This is a genomic window from Angustibacter peucedani (assembly GCF_054779595.1).
This window is the reverse complement of the sequence record NZ_BAAGXY010000071.1, coordinates 1-15,813: the sequence shown is the minus strand read 5'-3', so window position 1 is coordinate 15,813 and position 15,813 is coordinate 1. Positions and strand designations below refer to the sequence as shown.

At 71.1% G+C, this 15,813-nt stretch carries 15 protein-coding genes and 1 pseudogene; 2 read left to right on the top strand and 14 right to left on the bottom strand.

From position 1 onward, the window contains the following. The first annotated feature begins 124 nt into the window (after positions 1 to 124). The gene (gene bldD, locus ACYVJ4_RS13090) at positions 125 to 631 is read left to right on the top strand and encodes a transcriptional regulator BldD (RefSeq protein WP_460460572.1); all 507 of its coding nucleotides are present in this window, start codon (positions 125 to 127) and stop codon (positions 629 to 631) included. Positions 632 to 655: 24 nt separating this feature from the next. Here bldD and nusB read toward each other — a convergent pair whose 3' ends face one another. Beyond that, complete coding sequence (gene nusB, locus ACYVJ4_RS13085) at positions 656 to 1,066, bottom strand: transcription antitermination factor NusB (protein ID WP_460460571.1); 411 nt, start codon at positions 1,064 to 1,066, stop codon at positions 656 to 658. Between the two features lie 9 nt (positions 1,067 to 1,075). Next, positions 1,076 to 1,636 carry an elongation factor P gene (gene efp / locus ACYVJ4_RS13080; protein WP_460460570.1) on the bottom strand — a complete coding sequence of 187 codons (561 nt, stop codon included), beginning with the start codon at positions 1,634 to 1,636 and terminating at the stop codon, positions 1,076 to 1,078. Positions 1,637 to 1,822: 186 nt separating this feature from the next. On the opposite strand from efp, the gene ACYVJ4_RS13075 reads away from it, so the two are divergent. Further along, positions 1,823 to 4,084, top strand: coding sequence for a phage tail protein (locus tag ACYVJ4_RS13075; protein ID WP_460460569.1), 2,262 nt, complete (start codon positions 1,823 to 1,825; stop codon positions 4,082 to 4,084). Between the two features lie 75 nt (positions 4,085 to 4,159). Here the strand turns inward: ACYVJ4_RS13075 and aroB are convergent, their stop codons facing one another. From aroB to ACYVJ4_RS13015, 12 genes and pseudogenes are all read right to left on the bottom strand, one after another. After that, entirely contained in the window at positions 4,160 to 5,239 is a 1,080-nt protein-coding gene (aroB, locus tag ACYVJ4_RS13070) for a 3-dehydroquinate synthase (protein ID WP_460460568.1), read from the bottom strand. Next, positions 5,236 to 5,757: a shikimate kinase gene (locus ACYVJ4_RS13065; protein ID WP_460460567.1), complete on the bottom strand. Its 522-nt coding sequence runs from the start codon at positions 5,755 to 5,757 to the stop codon at positions 5,236 to 5,238. The genes aroB and ACYVJ4_RS13065 overlap by 4 nt, the downstream gene beginning before the upstream one ends. Further along, complete coding sequence (gene aroC / locus ACYVJ4_RS13060) at positions 5,751 to 6,974, bottom strand: chorismate synthase (protein WP_460460566.1); 1,224 nt, start codon at positions 6,972 to 6,974, stop codon at positions 5,751 to 5,753. The genes ACYVJ4_RS13065 and aroC overlap by 7 nt, the downstream gene beginning before the upstream one ends. An 88-nt stretch (positions 6,975 to 7,062) precedes the next feature. Beyond that, complete coding sequence (locus ACYVJ4_RS13055; RefSeq protein ID WP_460460565.1) at positions 7,063 to 7,740, bottom strand: hypothetical protein; 678 nt, start codon at positions 7,738 to 7,740, stop codon at positions 7,063 to 7,065. A gap of 11 nt (positions 7,741 to 7,751) precedes the next feature. Beyond that, positions 7,752 to 8,396, bottom strand: coding sequence for a type 4a pilus biogenesis protein PilO (pilO, locus tag ACYVJ4_RS13050; protein WP_460460564.1), 645 nt, complete (start codon positions 8,394 to 8,396; stop codon positions 7,752 to 7,754). A gap of 2 nt (positions 8,397 to 8,398) precedes the next feature. Then, positions 8,399 to 9,124, bottom strand: a complete 726-nt coding sequence (locus tag ACYVJ4_RS13045) for a PilN domain-containing protein (protein WP_460460563.1) — start codon at positions 9,122 to 9,124, stop codon at positions 8,399 to 8,401. After that, positions 9,121 to 10,179 (bottom strand): type IV pilus assembly protein PilM, encoded by a 1,059-nt coding sequence (gene pilM, locus ACYVJ4_RS13040; RefSeq protein WP_460460562.1) that lies wholly within the window; start codon positions 10,177 to 10,179, stop codon positions 9,121 to 9,123. The genes ACYVJ4_RS13045 and pilM overlap by 4 nt, the downstream gene beginning before the upstream one ends. A 97-nt stretch (positions 10,180 to 10,276) precedes the next feature. After that, positions 10,277 to 11,056, bottom strand: a complete 780-nt coding sequence (locus ACYVJ4_RS13035; protein WP_460460561.1) for a prepilin peptidase — start codon at positions 11,054 to 11,056, stop codon at positions 10,277 to 10,279. Positions 11,057 to 11,119: 63 nt separating this feature from the next. Further along, positions 11,120 to 13,240: a hypothetical protein gene (locus tag ACYVJ4_RS13030; RefSeq protein ID WP_460460560.1), complete on the bottom strand. Its 2,121-nt coding sequence runs from the start codon at positions 13,238 to 13,240 to the stop codon at positions 11,120 to 11,122. A 14-nt stretch (positions 13,241 to 13,254) separates the two neighbouring features. Beyond that, complete coding sequence (locus ACYVJ4_RS13025; protein ID WP_460460559.1) at positions 13,255 to 13,962, bottom strand: PulJ/GspJ family protein; 708 nt, start codon at positions 13,960 to 13,962, stop codon at positions 13,255 to 13,257. Then, a complete protein-coding gene (locus ACYVJ4_RS13020) occupies positions 13,959 to 15,299 on the bottom strand; it encodes a type IV pilus modification PilV family protein (protein ID WP_460460558.1) in 1,341 nt (446 codons plus the stop codon). The genes ACYVJ4_RS13025 and ACYVJ4_RS13020 overlap by 4 nt, the downstream gene beginning before the upstream one ends. Positions 15,300 to 15,476: 177 nt before the next feature. Next, a pseudogene (locus tag ACYVJ4_RS13015) lies at positions 15,477 to 15,813 on the bottom strand (prepilin-type cleavage/methylation domain-containing protein); the annotation flags it as partial.

Here is a 15,813-nt window from a genome sequence, read left to right as displayed (position 1 = left end):
CTCGCGAACCGTGTCGCACTTGACGCGGGTCGTCACGCTCCGTGACCATGTACGTGCTGCCGGCTCAGGACGAGTCGGGCGGAGGGGGCGTTCCCCGCCGGTGGGGCCTGAGCGAGGAGAGCAGATGTCGACGGACTACGCCCGATCCCTGGGGTCGCGCCTGCGCGCGATCCGCACCCAGCAGGGCCTGTCCCTGCACGGGGTCGAGGAGCGGTCCGAGGGCAAGTGGAAGGCCGTCGTCGTCGGTTCGTACGAGCGCGGCGACCGCGCCGTCACCGTGCAGCGCCTGGCCGAGCTGGCCGACTTCTACGGGGTCCCGGTGTCGGCGCTGCTCCCCGACGCGGGCAGCGCGTCCGTCGTCGAGGCGCCGCCGCGCCTGGTCATCGACCTCGAGCGGCTCAGCAACGTGCCGGCCGAGCGCGCCGGGCCGCTGGCCCGCTACGCCAGCACCATCCAGTCCCAGCGCGGCGACTACAACGGCAAGGTGCTCTCGATCCGGCAGGACGACCTGCGCACCCTGGCCGTCATCTACGACATGCCGCCGGCGATGCTCGCCGAGGAGCTCATCAGCTGGGGCGTGCTCGACCCCGACGCGCGTCGCGCCGTCGAGGGCGGCGTTGACCGCCTCTGAGCTGCCTGAGCCGACCCCGGTCCCTCAGGGGGCCAGGGTCGGCTTCAACTCGAGGATGCGGCTGAGCAGGCCGTTGACGAACGCCGGCGAGTCGTCGGTCGACAGCGACGTCGCCAGCTCGACCGCCTCCGACACCGCGACGGCGTCCGGGACGTCGTCGTTGAACAGGATCTCCCACGCGCCGAGCCGCAGCAGCGCGCGGTCGACGGCGGGCATGCGCTCGATGGTCCAGCCCTGCGAGTACGTCGAGATCAGCTCGTCGAGACGCGGGCGCTCAGCCACGACGCCCTCGACGAGGGTCACGGTGTACTCGTTGACCGGCGGGTCGGCCTGCGCCACGCGGTCGGAGAGCACGGTGACCGCGTCACGCCGGCGCTGGTCGGCCTCGAACAGGACGTCGACCGCGCGCTTGCGCGCCTTGGTGCGTGCTGCCACGACGACTCGTCAGTTCACGCGGCCGAGGTAGTCACCCGAGCGGGTGTCGACCTTGACCTTGGTGCCGGTCTCGAGGAACAGCGGCACGGCGATCTGCGCGCCGGTCTCGAGCGTCGCGGGCTTGGTGCCGCCGGTGGAGCGGTCGCCCTGCAGGCCCGGCTCGGTGTAGGTGATCTCGAGGACGACGGACGTCGGCAGCTCGACGTAGAGCGGCGTGCCGTCGTGCAGCGCGACCACGGCGTCCTGGTTCTCGAGCATGAAGTCGGCGGCCGTGCCCACGGTCGCGGCGTTCACGTGGATCTGGTCGTAGGTGTCGCCGTCCATGAAGACGAAGTCGTCACCGTCCTTGTACAGGTACTGCATGTCGCGCTTGTCGACGTTGGCGGTCTCGACCTTGGTGCCCGCGTTGAACGTCTTGTCGACGACCTTGCCGGAGAGCACGGCCTTCAGCTTGGTGCGCACGAACGCCGGACCCTTGCCGGGCTTGACGTGCTGGAACTCCACCACGGACCAGAGCTGGCCCTCGAGGTTGAGCACCATGCCGTTCTTGAGGTCGTTCGTCGATGCCACTGCCGTCGCTCTCTCTGGGGGTTGTCGAGGTGCGAGCCCTGCTGGGCCGCCGACCATCCTACCGGTCCTGGAGCGGTCACCCGTTCGGCCCAGCGACGCCCGGCCCGGCTCAAGGCGCGAGCCCTGCTGCCGAGACAGCGTGACGAGCCGGACGCATGGGGCGTCCCGCGACAAGGAGTGTGATCCGTGACCGACAGCCGACGCAGCACGCGAGTGCTGGCATGGGGGGCCGCGGCAGCGGTCACGTTCTCGGGGCTGACGATGGCGGCGCCCTCGGCGTACGCCGCCGCTCCGGCTGCGCCCTCGGCGGCCAGCCTGGCCCCCAACTCGTCCGTCGACCCGCACCGTGACGTCGAGCTGACCTGGGCCGCTGTCAGCGGCGCCTCGTCGTACGACGTGCAGGTGCTGGACGACGACAACCCCGACCTGGCGAAGGTCTGGGAGCAGGCGTCCACCATCAACCGCGTCACCGTGCCGGAGTCGCTCCCCGACGGCCAGTACCGCTGGCGCGTGCGTGCGACCACCGGCTCGGGCACCAGCGCCTGGACGTCGATGGCCACCCTGACCAAGGGTTGGGAGGAGGCCGTCACCGGCCTCGGCCACGTCGACGAGCGCGTCCCGACCCTGTCGTGGAACCCGCTGCCCGACGCCTCGTTCTACGAGATCGAGATCAACCGCCGCAGCTTCACGTCGCCCCAGTACTCCCAGGGAGACAGCTTCCGGTGCTGGACGGCGCAGACCACCTTCACGCCCTACGGCGTGAGCCTCGGCGGCGGGTACTTCGACGCCGCCCCCGGCAACATGACCGCCTGCGCCCTCGGCGCGGCGAGCCCGTCGGTCGGCGACCCGAAGACCCAGCTGATCTACGGCGACACCTTCTACTGGCGCGTCCGCGGCCGTGACGGCACGGTCGACGAGCGCACGACCGCCTTCCCCGACGCCTCGGCGGCCTGCCTCGGTCCGTGGCTCGAGTCCGGCTTCACCGTGGCCGACGCCCCGGGTGGCGGTGGCAAGGTCGTCACCATCCCCACCGGCCAGACCGCACCGGGCACCGTCCCGGCCCCGGCCTGCTCCGACTGGTCGACCGAGTCCACGTTCGTGCCCACCGACCCGGGCATCTCCGTAGGCCCCGCGGCTGCTCCGACGGGTCTGACCGCCACGCCCACCGCTGCCGGCGCCCTCACGGGTGACCCGACCTTCAGCTGGGACCCGGTCGCGAACGCGGTGTCCTACCGGCTCTACGTGTCGCGCGACCGCCAGATCGGCTCGCTCGACCTGGCCGCGGGCACCCAGGGGACCAGCATCACCCCGGCGTCCGGGGTGCACCTGACCTCGACCGACCAGTACTGGGCGGTCCAGGCCTGCAGCGTGACCAGCATCGCGCAGGACACCGACGGCACCGACGACAACCAGATCGACTGCGGTCCGATCTCGGCCATCACCCCGATCCACCAGGTGACGGCCAACCCGGTCACCGGGGTCGCGCTGGTCGACGGTGCTCACGGCTACCTCGTCGCCTCCTGGAACACGGGCGCTGCCGCCCGTGCCGCCGCGAAGGCCTACGACGTCGAGCTGCGCAACGCCGACACCGGCGCCACCGACGTGGTGCGCACCGACCGCCTGGCGACGGGGATCAACGACGGCACGTCGCACGTCGTCCTCCCCTCGAAGTCGCTGCCCGAGGGCTCCTACTCCGTGCGCGTGCGTCCGGTGGCGGAGAACGACCGGTACACGGCGTGGAGCGCGGCGTCGTCCGCGGTCGTCATCGACAAGGCCGCCCCCACGGTGCGCCTGGTCTCGGCGGGCGGCTTCAACGACCGTGACTCGGTGCAGCTGACCTTCAGCGAGCCGGTCTCGGGCGTCACCTCCTCGACGCTGGGTGTGGCCACCTCGGCCGGCACACGGGTCGCCGGCGCGGTGGCGCACGCATCCGGGAACACGTGGTTCTTCACCCCGGACAAGGCGTGGGTGCCCGGCATCTCCGTCAAGGCGTGGACGAACGGCGGCGCGACCGACCGGGCGGACAAGCCGGCCACGGCTGTCGGCTCCTCCGTCGGGGCCAGCAAGATCGCCGACAGCGCCGGCCAGGCCCTGGTCTTCGCGAACGGCGACCACGGCTGGAGCACCCGCTCGGCCAGCGACGCCTACGGCAAGAGCTACCGCTCGACGGTCGACAGCGCGTCGACCAGCAAGCGGGCCAGCGCCAGCACCTCGGTGTACGGCTCGAAGGTCGTCGTCAGCTTCTGCCGGTCGCCGCAGTCGGGCAACCTGCGGGTGTACGTCGACGGCAAGCTCAAGACGACGGTCTCGCAGTACCGCAGCTGGACCGGCTGCGGCAGCACGGTCTCGATCAGCGGCCTCAGCACCGGCACCCACTCGGTGCTGCTGCAGGCGCAGGCCAGCGGCTCGCGGACGACGGTCTCCGTCGACCGCGTGACGGTCAGCTGACCAGCACCCGCTGAACCGCCGAAGGGCCTCTCCCGCAACGGGAGGGGCCCTTCGTCGTGCGTCGCCGGCTCTCGCTCAGGGCGCCAGCTCGGAGTACGCCGCGTGCAGAAGCGCCGGGTCGGGGCCCTCGAGCCGCGCCGGGCGAGCGAGTCCCTCCAGCACGACGAAGCGCAGCAGATCACCGCGCGTCTTCTTGTCGCGGCGCATGGCGGTCAGGAGCTGCTCCCAGCGGTCCTGCCGGTACGTCGTGGGGAGCCCCAGCGCGGACAGCACCTCGCGGTGCCGTTCGGCGGTGGCGTCGTCCAGGCGCCCGGCCAGCCGGCCGAGCTCGGCCACGTAGACGAGCCCGACGGACACCGCGGCGCCGTGCCGCCACCCGTAGCGCTCGACGTGCTCGACGGCGTGGCCGAAGGTGTGCCCGTAGTTGAGGATCTCGCGCAGCCCGGACTCGCGCAGGTCCTGGCCCACGACCTCGGCCTTGATCCGCACGCTCCGCTCGACGAGCTCGCGCGTCGACGGCGCGTCCCACGCCGTGGCGGCCTGCGGGTCGCGCTCGACGACGTCCAGGATCACGGGGTCGGAGATGAAGCCGCACTTGACGACCTCCGCCAAGCCGGCGACGAAGTCGTTGCGCGGCAACGTCTCCAGCGTCGTCAGGTCACACAGCACACCGGCCGGCGGGTGGAAGGCCCCCACGAGGTTCTTGCCCTCGGACGTGTTGATGCCTGTCTTCCCGCCGACAGCGGCGTCGACCATGCCGGCGAGCGTGGTCGGCACGTGCACGACGCGCACCCCGCGCAGCCAGGACGACGCCACGAAACCGGCGAGGTCGGTGACCGCACCTCCCCCGACGCCCACCACGACGTCGGTGCGCGTGAACCCGGCCTGTCCGAGCGCACCCCACAAGAAGGCCGCCACCTGAGCCGTCTTGGCCTCCTCGGCGTCCGGCACCTCGGCGACGAACGCCTCGTAGCCGTGCGACGCCAGGTCGTCGCGCACCGCTTCTCCGGTGGCGCGCAACGCCTTCGGGTGGACGACCAGCACGCGCTGGGCGGACTCCCCCACCAACGACGGCAGCTCGTCGAGCAGGTGCTCGCCGACGACCACGTCGTAGGGCTGGTCGCCCGGCACGGTGATCCGGGTGGGCCCCCTCATCGGCGCTCGGCCTCCTGCAGCCCGGCGACGACGTCCGCGGCGACCTCGTCGGCTCCTCGCCCGGCGGTGTCGACGACGTACGTCGCGACCCGCTCGTACACCGGACGCCGGGCGTTCATCAGCTGCGTCCACGCGGCGCGCGGGTTGACGCTCAGCAGCGGACGGCTCTGCGCGAAGCCGATGCGCTTGGCCGCGTCGCCGATCGCGACGTCCAAGAACACCACCGTCAGGTCGGCGAGGTCGGCCTCGGTGCGCGGGTCGAGCACCGACCCACCGCCGAGAGAGACCACTCCGGGCTCCCCCGCGAGCAGGTCGGCGCACACCTCGCGCTCCAGCTCGCGGAACGTCGCCTCGCCGTCGTCGACGAAGATGTCCGAGATCGACCGGCCGGCCCGCTGCTCGACGACGTCGTCGACGTCCGCGAAGGGCTCGCCCAGCGACTGCGCCACGAGCAGCCCCACCGTCGTCTTGCCCGAGCCGGGCGGGCCGACGACGACGAGCCGGGGGCCGGTCACCACGTGCGCAGCGCGGCCGGCACGGACGCGAGGTAGGCAGCGTGGTTGCGCGCGGTCTCGGCCAGCGAGTCGCCGCCGAACTTCTCCAGGCACGCCTCGGCCAGGACCAGCGCGACCATCGCCTCCGCGACGACACCCGCCGCCGGCACGGCGCAGACGTCGGAGCGCTGGTGGATCGCCTTGGCCGCCTCCCCGGTCGCGACGTCGACGGTGTCGAGCGAGCGCGGCACGGTCGAGATCGGCTTCATCGCCGCGCGCACGCGCAGGACGCCGCCGGTCGACATGCCGCCCTCGGTGCCGCCGGCGCGGCCCGTGCGTCGACGCACGACGCCGTCGGCGTCGTGCTCCATCTCGTCGTGGGCGACCGACCCGCGACGGGCCGCGGTGCGGAAGCCGTCCCCCACCTCGACGCCCTTGATGGCCTGGATGCCCATGAGCGCACCGGCGAGCCGCGAGTCGAGCCGCCGGTCCCAGTGCACGTGCGAGCCGAGACCCGGAGGCACGTCGTGCGCCACCACCTCGACCACGCCGCCGAGGGTGTCGCCGTCCTTGCGGGCCGCCTCGACCTCGGCGACCATCGCGGCCGAGCCGACGGCGTCCAGAGTGCGGACGGGGTCGGCGTCCAGGCGCTCGACGTCGTCGGGGGTCGGCAGGGGCGCGTCGTCGTCCACGCCCGCCGTGCCGATGGCGACGGTGTGCGACACCAGGCGGATGCCGTACGCCTGCTGCAGCAGCGCCGCCGCGACCGCACCCAGGGCGACGCGCGCCGCCGTCTCGCGCGCGCTGGCCCGCTCGAGCACCGGCCGCGCGTCCTCGAAGCCGTACTTCTGCATGCCGACCAGATCGGCGTGGCCCGGGCGCGGTCGCGTGAGCGGACGGTTGCGCGCCACCTCCTGCGGCGCGTTGACGTCGTCCGCGGCGGCGAGCTCGTCGGCCGCCACCGGGTCGGGGCTCATCACGGTCTGCCACTTGGGCCACTCGCTGTTGCCGATCCGGACGGCGAACGGCGAGCCCAGCGTGACGCCGTGCCGCAGGCCGCCGAGCACCTCGACGGCGTCCTGCTCGAACTTCATCCGCGCCCCCCGGCCGAAGCCGAGCCGGCGGCGGGCGAGCGCGGCGGCCAGGTCGTCCGACGTGACGTGGACGCCGGCGGGCAGGCCCTCGAGCACCGCGACGAGCGCCGGGCCGTGCGACTCACCGGCGGTCAACCAACGCAGCATGCGGCCAGTCTCTCAGGTGCACCGCTGCCGGGACGCCGACGGCCCACCTCCTGGACCGGAGGTGGGCCGTCGGACGACGAGCGGGTGGTCAGCGGACGAGCCGCGACTGCCCCTCGCACAGGTCGAACGTCGCGTCGCCGTACTGGATGGCGCCGCAGGTGCCCTCGCGCAGGTTCAGAAGCTTGAAGTAGCTGGCGAACTGGTTGAGCGGCTTGACGTCGTAGGTCTTGTCGTCGACCTTGATGCGCGCCTGGGTGTCCCCGTCGGAGACGGCGATCATCGAGATCTTGATGGACTTGACCTGCGGCGCCGGCTTGCTCGTCTTCGTCGGCGAGGACGACGGCACGGACACCGAGTGGGTGGACGTCGAGCTCGGCACGTTCGCCGGAGCGGTCGTGCCCGTGGAGCCCGCGGTCGCGGCGTTGGTCGAGCCGGCCGTCGCGGCACCGGTGCCGGCGGCCTCCTCGACGAGCGCCTTGAACGGGTCGCGGGCGTTGCTGCCGTCGAACTTCTTGATCGGCGGCGCGCTGGTGGCGGTGCCGGTCGGCGCGACGGTCGCGGTGGCCGCGGGGTGGTGGGCCGAGGCCACCACGCCGGTGTCAGCCGCGGTGTCGTCGCCACCGGTCAGGAACACGTAGCCCATCGCGGCGACGACGGCGAGCGCAGCGGCCACGCCGCCGGCGACGAACAGCTTCTTGCGGCTGGCCTGCTCGCCGGCCTCGTCGACGACCACGCCGTCGGCGGGAGCGTTCTTCCGAAGGTTCATGTCGTCCTCGCTCAGCTCGCGGAGCCGGTGGTGGTGGTGGCCGTCGAGGCGGCGGTGGCCGCGGCCTTGGTGTCGAGCACGAACACCCGCGTGGTCAGCGACATCTGCAGGTCACCCTTGGCCGCGCCGTCGATCGCCGACTTGGTCAGCGAGATGTTGTCGACCATGACCGCCCGCCGCATCTGCGACTGCAGCTTCTGCAGGTACAGCGTGAGCTCGGCGTAGGAGCCGGACACGACGACCGTGCTCTGGATCTGCTGGATCGGAGCTGTTTCGGTGGCCACGGTGGTGGGCGCGGCGGACTGGGTGCTGGCGAGAGCGGTCGGGCTGGTGGGAGCGACGCTGACGAGCGTCACCCCGGCCTGGTCGCTGTACTTCGACAGGTCACGGACGAGAGAGGGCAGCGCCGGGTTCTCGGGCATCTGCTGCTTGATCTCGGCGAGCTGGGCCTGGCGCGCGGGGAGCGAGGCGAACTGCGCCTTGAGCTCCTGCGTCTTCAGCTTCAGCTGGTCGTTGAACGCCTGCTGCTGGGTGTCCTGCTCGCGCAGCGAGGCGGCCTCGGAGCGCTGGGGCGAGATGAGCAGGAACCAGGCGGCGATGACCACCAGCACCGCCACGACGGCGGTACCCGCGCTCCACACGCGCGTCTTGGACATGATCAGCCCTGCTTCCGGTCGTAACGGTGCGACAGGGCCTCATCGGTGATGGTGGCCGTCGACACGAAGTTGACGATGTACTTGCTGCCGACCTTGGCGCGGGCCGAGTTGGTGAAGTAGGCGTCGGCCATGCCCGGCTGGCGCCCGACGACGTCCAGCCAGGTGGCGACGTCGGGGTGGCTGAGGGCCGCGCCGTTCACGGTCAGGACCCCGATGCCGGCTCCGGCCGGCGCGGCGGTCGCGGCGGTACCGGTGGTGCCGGCCGTGGGTGCGGTGGCACCAGCCGCCGGCACGCTCCCAGCGGCGTTCAGGTTGAGCGTGAGGCTGGTGAACCACACGTTCGTCGGCAAGGTGAGCGCGAAGTTGTTCAGCGTGCGGTACCACTCCACGTCGTTCGCCATGGCCGTCGAGCGCGCGGCCTCGGCCGCGTCGATCGCCGCGATGGTGAGCGGTACGTCGGCGTACTTGGCCTGCTCGTTCTGCAGCGTGACCGTCTGGGCCTTGGTCACAGCGAGCTCGTCGGAGGCCGCGTTCTTGTCGTGGACCTGCAGCGCGTAGACGCCGCCGAGAGCGGCGACGACGGCGGCGAGGCCGACGGCCAGACCGGCCTGCGTGCGCTTGAGGGCGCGCGCCTGCTCGATCTCCGGCGGCAGCAGGTTGACCCGCGCGGTCCGCAGACCGTGCGTGGTGCCGAGACCCGCGACCTGGGTCTGCTCGGCAAGGCTCATCGGTCAGCTCCCAACGCGAGACCCACCGGCACGGCGACCAGGGGCTGGACGAAGTCGATCTGGTCCTCGGACAGGCCGGTGCGGCCGACCGAGATGGTCGAGAGGGGGTTGCCGACCGAGACCGGCAGGCGGGTGGCCGCCTCGAGCCGCTCGGCCAGGCCGTGCAGGCGCGAGCCGCCGCCGCTCAGCACGAGCCGCGACAGGCGGGCGCCGGCCGGGGCCGACGACGCGAAGTAGTCCAGCGAGCTGCGCACCTCGTCGACGAAGGCCGCCGCGGTGCTCTCGAGCGCGCGGCCCGCGTTGAGCTGCTGCTCGTGGTCGATGCCCTGCAGGCCGGGAGCCTGCTTGATGGCCTCGGCCTGCTGGCGCGTGGTGCCCAGCGTGTCGGCGACGGCGTCGGTGACGTCCTGGCCGCCCATGAGCAGGATGCGGACGAAGAGCGGGGCACCCGCGCGGTGGACCACGATGTTCGTGACCCGGGAGCCGACGTCCACGAGGGCGACGGTGTCGGAGTCAGCGGCGCCGAACGACCCGAGCGAGCGGAGCACCGCGAACGACGTCAGGTCGACCGACCCGACGCGCAGGCCGGCGCGCTGCACGGCGTTGACGTTGGACAGCACCATGTCGCGGACGGCGGCGACCAGCAGGCCGCGCAGCATGCGCTGCTGGCCGGGCTCGCCGTACTCCTCCACGGGGTGGAAGTCCAGGACGGCCTGCTCGACCGGCATGGGCAGGAAGTCCTGCACCTGGAAGGCGAGCGACGCCTTGAGCTCCTTCTCGGGCAGCGCCGGGAGGTCGACCTGGCGCACGATCACACGCTGGTTGGCCACCCCCAGGACGACCTGCTTGTGCGAGAAGCCCGTGTGCGACCACAGCTGCTTGAGCGCGTGGGCGACAACACCCGCGTCGACCACCTCGCCGTCGCGCACGGCGCCGTCGGGCAGCGCGACCTGCCCGAACTTCTCGAGCGTGACACCGTGCTTGCCGAACGACAGCTCAGCAGCGCGCACGCCCGACGTCCCGATGTCGAGACCGATCGCGGACCGTCCAGCCACCTCGTAACCCCTTCCATGCGGCACCGCCGCGTGGCGGCCCTCCAGTCGGGGCCGTGTCAGAGGGAGGATCGGAGCGTGGGGCGGATCACTTGAGCGTTTAGGCGTCGAAGATCTGCAGGTACCAGTCGGCGAGACGCTGCCCGACGAGCACGGCCAGCAGGGCGCCGGCCAGCATGAAGGGCCCGAACGGGATCGCGCTCTTGCGCGTGGCCCGCTTCGCGACCATGAGGACCGCCCCGTAGAGACCGCCGAGCAGGAACCCCGCGAAGGCCCCGACTGCCAGGGCACCCCAGCCGATGAAGCCCAGGGCGAGCCCCAGCACGCCGGCGAGCTTGACGTCGCCGAACCCCATGCCGCGCGGGTTGATGAACGCCAGCAGGAAGTACAGGGCGAACAGCACCGCTCCCCCGACCACCCCGCGCAGCAGGTCGTCCCACCGCCCGTCGACCACTGCGGGCAGCAGCAGCAAGGCCCCCATCACCCCGTACGACGGCAGGACGATGGCGTTGGGCAGCCGGCGCACGTCGACGTCGATCAGTGCGAGCGCGACGCTGATGGCAACCAGGTAGAGGTAGGCCGGCAGCTCCCACGCCAGCCCGATCCGCCAGGCGACGACACCGAACAGCAGTCCGGTGACGGCCTCGACGAGCGGGTAGCGGATGCTGATCGGCTCGCCGCAGTCGCGGCACCGCCCCCGCAGCAGCAGCCACGAGAGCACCGGAACGTTGTCACGCCCGCGGATCTCACGTCCGCAGCGCGGGCAGTGGCTGCCCGGGCGCACGACCGACTCGCCGCGCGGCACCCGCCACACGACGACGTTGAGGAACGAGCCGATGACGAGGCCGAGGACGACGGCGAGGACGACGAGGGCGATCACGGTGCAGGACTGTAGCGGTGAGGACGGCTCGACCCCGGCCGCAGCCGGGGTCGAGCCGTCATGTCACGAGCCGACGTAGGCCGGCTTCAGCTCGCCGGTGGTCTGCGCCGACCAGCTGGCGTTGGTCCACTGCGGGAAGTACGGCGGGGACTGGAACCGCAGCCGGGTGTCGTAGCTGTAGTCCTTGTCGTAGCCGGGCGTGCCGCGCCGGACGATCCCGCGGTAGCGCTGGGCGATCGACCCGCGCACCGACAGGGTGCCCTGGTCGCTGCCGTACGCGTACGACTGCACGAAGAACGAGTGCTGCAGCGTCTGGATCGAGGCGTAGATCCAGCGGTTGCCGCTCGCGTTCGTCTGACCGGGGTACGTGATGTCGGAGTAGGTGGTGCCGAAGGTGTACTTGTCCGTCCAGGTGCAGGTGACGCTGGTGACGCCGTTCGGTGCGTTGGTGGGGTTGGCGTCGTTGGTGCCGTTGCAGGTGACACCGGTGTTGCTCGACCCCACGGTGTTGCTCGGCGTGCGGTTTCGCTGCACCGGGTGGTACACCTGCACCGAGTTGGCGGCGACCAGCCCGACGATGTCGGTACCGGACGGCGCATCCCCCGTGGCCGTCGAGGCCAGCGCCAGGTTGTTCGTCACCACGACGTTGTTCTCGGCCGCGATGGTGACGCGCCCCTTGACCGTGCCCTCGACGTAGACGTTGCCCTGCCCGCAGTCCATCTTGGGCGAGTGCGCGTCGTTGGGGTCGGTCTGCGTCTGCGAGTACGTGCTCTTCGACCAGCTGGACGTGGTCGTCGCACCCGAGCTCTTGGTGAACCGCCGCGTCGTGGTGATCGTCGAGCTGTCCGGGTTGTAGTACCCGATGTCGCGCACCTCGCGAGCCGCGGTGCCAGATCCCTGCGGGATCACGTCGTTGCTCGTGCTGCCCGAGGACGTGCCGTTGACGACCTGGCCCGGGATGCAGGCGTTCGCCGCTCCCGAGTTCCGCACGTAGATGACGGAGTCGTTCGGGACGGGGATGGTCTGACCGGCCGCCGGTCGGGGGTCGGTCCCGCTGGTCGGCTTGAAGTTCGACGCGTTGCCGCAGTTCAAGCTGGACGGCGACGCCGGGTTCACGATGGTCTGGCCGTTGCTCAGGGTGTTCCAGACGGTCATCGTGCCGTCGCTGTTGAACCGGATCCGCGTGTCGCCCCAGTAGTTGCACCCGGGGTAGTTGACGAACTCGGCGCTGTTGTCCGGCAGGTCGAGCTTCGGCGCGTACTTGGCCCCTGCGGAGGTGCCGAAGTACGGCTTGCCGCCGCCGCTGTTGCTCTGGCCGTAGTCGTAGTACCGGTAGCAGTACCCGCGGGTGGGGTTGGTCGTCGCGTTGGTCGGGCAGTTGGGGTCAGCGGTCTCGTAACCCTGGAGGAAGGAGGCCTGGTAGCCCACGCCACCGGTGGTTCCGCCGCCCGTGATGCCCGGGGTGTCGTTGAAGTGCACGCGCCCGTCGAGCTTGTCGCCGGACGAGAAGGCGATCTCGACGCAGTTGTCGCGGTGGCCCGTGGCGCTGGTCGGCGAGAGCGTTCCGGAGTACCCGGACGCCTTCTCCCACCAGTACTTGCCGTTGGCAGCACCGTTACCGCCGCAGTCGGGGTCGGCACCACCTGGGTAGACGACCACGTTCTCGGGGTCGGCGTCCTCGAAGTCGGTGTAGTAGAGGAAGTCGGTCGACCCGCCGCGGGCGACCCGGACGTCGATCGTGCGGTACGAGGTGCCCACCTTGCCGGTCGAGGTCAGACGCACGCTGCCCGCGTCGTACCGCGGGTCGTAGTGGAAGACGCCCTTCGTGGCGTCCCCGCCTTTCACGGTCTGCCAGCCGGCGGGCGTCGAGCTGTTCCACCCGCAGGTGTTCGCCCCGGAGTTGGGGCCCTTCATCGCGATGTTGCTGCAGTCGACCGAGAGGGCGTAGCTGTCGGCCTTGTTCAGACGGGACACGTAGTCGTCGACGCCAGCCTGCGCCGCCGCCAGGGCCGCGTTCCAGTTCTGGTCACGTCGTGCCTGGGGCGAGACCTGGGCCGCGTACGCCAGGGACACGAGCATGAGGGCGGTCATGACTGTGCCGATGCCCAGCACCGTGACCATGGCGAACCCGCCGTCGTCCCCGGCCGCCGTGCGGCCGCGGAGCGCCTCGAGAAGTCGTCGCATGAGTGGTCCTCGGCTCACGTGTTGGAAGGGGCGTTGTTGATCTGGGCGTTGGCGTTCGGCAACGACACGCGGGTCACGACCGTGCTCTGCACGACCTCGTTCCCGGTCTTGACCGACACCTGGACGTCGATGCTGTTGACGCTGGGGAGCGTGGTCGCGTTGAGCGGCGTCGTCATGCCGTTGGGCGCCGTGACGCTGTAGTAGACGAAGAGCGGCTTCGTCGCGTCGTACACGACGCTTCGCGCCACGGTCCGCGTGTACACGGTGCACCCCGGAGCGCCGACGGTGCAGTAGGTGTAGGCACCGCTGCCGTTGACGCCGCTCGCCGGCTGCACGGTCTCGATGAGCTGGCCGGTGGGCTTGAGCTCGTAGGTGACCTTGCTCGGCCCGTTGGCGTTGGAGGCGTTGTAGAGGTTCCCGTAGAAGCTGACCTTGTTCCAGTCCGCCTGGAGGAACGCCGCGACGTCGGGGTTCGAGCCACCGATCTGCGAGGGCAGCACCGCGGTGCGGATGGTCTTGCTCATCGTCTCCATCGCGGCCTTGGCCTGCTGTGCCTGGTCCAGCCGGTTGGCGTTGCCGCGCACCGTCTTCTGGGCCTGGATCAGCGCGCCGAAGGCGAGTGCGGAGATGAGAGAGAGCAGCACGATGACCGTGAGCATCTCGACGAGCGTGAAGCCGGCGTCGTCCCGCCGGTTGCGCCACCGCGCCGTCAGGGTGTTCACGGGACCACCGTCACAGAGACATTCTTCTGCGCGCTGGCCGCGTTCACCGTGAAGGCGGTGGCGCTGAACCCGCTGGCCTTGATGGTCCAGTTGCCCGCGGGGAGGGAGGCAGACACCTGACCCGACGAGTTGGTCGTGCCCAACGTCACCGGGTTGTAGGTCTGCGTGCACGGGGCCTCGCTGGTCACCGTCGGCACCGCGGTCACGGTAGACCCGACGACGGCCGCGTTGGTGCTGTTCTTCACCGTGACCCGCACCGGCGTCAACGAGTGCGTCGCGGTACCAGAACCACCACCCGCCACGACGACCGCCGCCTGCCGCGTCCCGCCGGCGCTCGCCGGGTCGGACTGCTTGCACGTGCCCGGCCACGAGATGTAGCCGGCCGTCGAGGGCCACAGGCCGGTGATCGTCGTCGATGCGCCGGAACCAGGGAAGCTCTTGGTGCCGCCGACGATGTCCGGGCTGTAGAGCGTGACCGGCGCGTTCTGCGCCGGGAGCGCGAACCCACCGTTGACCGTCTGGTTGACCGTGACCGACACGGCCTTGTCGTACGCGAGCGACGTCCGAGCCAGCGTGCCCGCCTTGATCGAGAGCGAGCCGGTGGCGGTCGGCGTGTAGGTGTTCGAGACGTAGCCCGACTTCGAGGCCGTCGCGGTGTAGGCCACCGGAGTCGCGCTGCCGGTCAGCTGGAAGGTTGCGCAGCCGTCGTCCGCCGTGTTCGTGGTCAGGGTCGTGGCGCCGTTGCTGATAGTGACCGGCATCCCGCCCACCCCGCTGCCGTCGGCCGCGACCACCTTGACCGCGGCGTACGCGTCGGTGCCGATGATCTGCGACTTCCGGGGGGTGAGCACCGTGTTGCTCTCGACCGGCTGCGTGTTCCCCATCTGGGCCCAGGTGACCTGGACGTTCACAGCCAGGACGGGGTAGGTGACCGCGCTACCACCGTCGCAAGCGCTCGCGCCGACACCGGCGGGCTGCCAGGTGGCGCTGCGGGTCACGGTGAACGGGAGCCCGTCGACGGTCAGCGGGTTCCCGACGGTCTGCCCCTTCAGGGGGTGCGGGTTGGTCACCGTGCCGGCGTCGCCGATGAGGGCGGGACCGTCGATGCTGATGTCCTGGAACTCCTGGCGGACGATCTCGAGCTCGCGCGAGGCCAGGCTCGCGGCCTGCACCCGGTTGCGGTCCTGGCGCGTGGCGTTCGTCGCGCTCTGCAGGCCGTAGGCCACCGCCGTGGCGATGATGGTGAAGATGACCATCGAGAACAGCAGCTCGACCATGCCGAAGCCCGCGTCGGAGTTCCCCCGGACGCGATCGCGCCAGTGCTGACGCAGATCCATGCCACCACCCACTCACCCAGCCGACGGCTCGTGCCACCGGTCCTGCTGTCACTGTCGGCGTCCGGCCGCCTCGTCTTGAGGCCGCCGAACGGGTGCTTTGAGAACGCCGGAGGGCCGGCCCATGCGGGCCGGCCCTCCGGTGGTGCTGGTCGTACTGGTGTTGCTACGTGCTGAGGATCAGTAGCTGGCCGGGCAGGTCGTGACCGAAGCGGCCTGCAGACCACCCTGGCTGCTGACGTAGACCCACGCGTGGCTGGCCTTGCCGGTCGAGTCGCCGACGATGCAATACGCCGTGGCGTTGGCCGCGGTGGCGTTGTTCAGCGAGACGGTGACGGTGTTGCCCGTGGTCACCTTGACGGCGTTGCCGCCCAGGGTGACGGAGCCCGTGCCGGTCGCGCCAGCCGGGTAGGCCTGGTTGTCGGTGAACGCGGTCTCCATCTCGTTCGCGACCGTGCGCAGGTCGGACTTGATCGAGGTGTCGACGGCCTTCTTGCGCTGGTTCAGGAACACCGGG

Bases quoted from the DNA above. Each gene is read 5' to 3' on its own strand.
- aroB (WP_460460568.1), bottom strand. From the start codon at position 5,239: ATGAGGGGGCCCACCCGGATCACCGTGCCGGGCGACCAGCCCTACGAC.
- ACYVJ4_RS13045 (WP_460460563.1), bottom strand. From the start codon at position 9,124: ATGAGCCTTGCCGAGCAGACCCAGGTCGCGGGTCTCGGCACCACGCAC.
- ACYVJ4_RS13020 (WP_460460558.1), bottom strand. From the start codon at position 15,299: ATGGATCTGCGTCAGCACTGGCGCGATCGCGTCCGGGGGAACTCCGAC.
- pilO (WP_460460564.1), bottom strand. From the start codon at position 8,396: ATGTCCAAGACGCGCGTGTGGAGCGCGGGTACCGCCGTCGTGGCGGTG.
- aroC (WP_460460566.1), bottom strand. From the start codon at position 6,974: ATGCTGCGTTGGTTGACCGCCGGTGAGTCGCACGGCCCGGCGCTCGTC.
- ACYVJ4_RS13055 (WP_460460565.1), bottom strand. From the start codon at position 7,740: ATGAACCTTCGGAAGAACGCTCCCGCCGACGGCGTGGTCGTCGACGAG.
- ACYVJ4_RS13030 (WP_460460560.1), bottom strand. From the start codon at position 13,240: ATGCGACGACTTCTCGAGGCGCTCCGCGGCCGCACGGCGGCCGGGGAC.
- bldD (WP_460460572.1), top strand. From the start codon at position 125: ATGTCGACGGACTACGCCCGATCCCTGGGGTCGCGCCTGCGCGCGATC.